Consider the following 1,140-nt stretch of genomic DNA (forward strand, 5'->3'; position numbering starts at 1 on the left):
AGGAGCGTCAGATGCCGGCTAAGGCGAGTGTGGCCATTGTCGGGTCGGGAAACATCAGTACTGACCTGCTCTACAAGTTGCTGCGGTCGGAGTGGCTGGAGCCGCGCTGGATGGTCGGCATCGACCCGCAAAGCGAGGGCTTGGCGCGGGCCCGCAAGCTGGGCCTGGAGACCACGCACGAGGGCGTGGACTGGTTGCTGGCCCAGTCGGAGAAGCCCGACTTGGTGTTCGAGGCCACCAGCGCCTACGTGCACCGGGACGCGGCGCCGAAATACGAAGCCGCCGGGATCCGGGCGATCGACCTGACCCCGGCCGCCGTCGGCCCGGCGGTCATCCCGCCGGCCAACCTCCGCGAGCACCTGGACGCGCCGAACGTCAACATGATCACCTGTGGTGGCCAGGCCACCATTCCGATCGTCTATGCCGTATCCCGGGTCGTGGAGGTGCCCTACGCCGAGATCGTCGCGTCGGTGGCGTCGGTCTCGGCCGGGCCGGGCACGCGGGCCAACATCGACGAGTTCACCAAGACCACCAGCAAGGGTGTGGAAACGATCGGCGGCGCCAAGCGGGGCAAGGCGATCATCATCCTCAACCCGGCCGACCCGCCGATGATCATGCGCGACACCATCTTCTGCGCGATCCCCGAGGACGCCGACCGCGACGCGATCGCGCAGTCCATCCACGACGTGGTGGCCGAGGTGCAGACCTACGTGCCCGGCTACCGGCTGCTCAACGAGCCGCAGTTCGACGAGCCGTCGCTGAACTCCGGTGGGCAGGCGGTGGTGACCACGTTCGTCGAGGTCGAGGGCGCCGGCGATTACCTGCCCCCGTACGCGGGCAACCTGGACATCATGACCGCCGCGGCCACCAAGGTCGGCGAGGAGATCGCGAAGGAATCCTTATCCGCGACGGCGCCGGGAGCGCAGGCATGAGCACACAAGACATCTTCTTCAATCCCATCTGGGACGTACGGCTGACCGACACGTCGTTGCGGGACGGGTCGCACCACAAGCGCCACCAATTCACCAAAGAAGAGGTGGGTGCCATCGTGGCCGCCCTGGACACCGCGGGGGTGCCCGTCATCGAGGTCACCCACGGCGACGGGCTGGGCGGCTCCAGCTTCAACTACGGCTTCTCCAA

Annotated in this window: 1 protein-coding gene and 1 pseudogene; both read left to right on the forward strand. The window is 67.3% G+C overall.

What is annotated here, in order from left to right; all coding sequences use genetic code 11:
- Window positions 1-11 precede the first annotated feature (11 nt).
- The gene (locus A5691_RS01620; RefSeq protein WP_068015143.1) at window positions 12-932 is read left to right on the forward strand and encodes an acetaldehyde dehydrogenase (acetylating); all 921 of its coding nucleotides are present in this window, start codon (window positions 12-14) and stop codon (window positions 930-932) included.
- A pseudogene (locus A5691_RS01625) lies at window positions 929-1,140 on the forward strand (4-hydroxy-2-oxovalerate aldolase); the annotation flags it as partial. The gene A5691_RS01620 and the pseudogene A5691_RS01625, both read left to right, overlap by 4 nt.

The sequence above is a fragment of the Mycobacterium sp. E183 genome (genome assembly GCF_001667735.1).
In the GTDB taxonomy this organism is placed as follows: domain Bacteria; phylum Actinomycetota; class Actinomycetes; order Mycobacteriales; family Mycobacteriaceae; genus Mycobacterium.

What these genes read in the sequence shown, in the direction of transcription:
- A5691_RS01620 (WP_068015143.1), top strand. Translation starts at nt 12, where the DNA reads ATGCCGGCTAAGGCGAGTGTGGCCATTGTCGGGTCGGGAAACATCAGT.